A 573-nucleotide genomic window follows, 5' to 3' on the forward strand; every position below is an offset into this window, starting at 1 on the left:
TCAAGCTACCTGGCTCTTTTGGAATAATCCACGCCGCTAATACTTCGCCATACTTTTTATCAGGCACGCCGACGATTTGTACATCACGGATTTTAGGATGGCGATAGAGATAGTTTTCGACTTCTACTGGATAGATGTTTTCGCCGCCACGAATGATCATATCTTTACTACGCCCAACTACCGTGATATAGCCATCTTCGTCCATTGTTGCCAAATCACCCGTATGCATCCAACCATCCTGAATGGCTTTTCGGGTTTTAAAACGGCTACCCCAATAGCCTTTCATGACCGCATAGCCGTATGTGAGTAGCTCGCCTGTCTCTCCAATCGGGACAACATCACCCGTTTCGGTATCCACGATTTTGACCTCAAGCGCTGGCAGCACCATCCCTACTGTCGACACTCTCTTTTCAAGGGGCGTTTGTGAGCTGGTCTGACAAGAAGCTGGACTGGTCTCGGTCATGCCATAAGCAATGGTTACTTCACTCATGTGCATTTTATCCATGACGCGGCGCATGACCTCAATAGGGCAGCTAGAGCCGCCCATGATACCGGTGCGCAAACTGGACAAAT

The 573-nt window shown here is 48.9% G+C and carries 1 protein-coding gene; it reads right to left on the reverse strand.

Annotated elements, in window-relative coordinates; all coding sequences use genetic code 11:
• Positions 1–573, reverse strand: a 573-nt coding sequence (locus ACS8FD_RS23200; RefSeq protein ID WP_439277589.1) for an AMP-binding protein, incomplete at both ends; no start/stop codon positions are given.

The organism is Psychrobacter sp. 1U2, assembly GCF_051847575.1.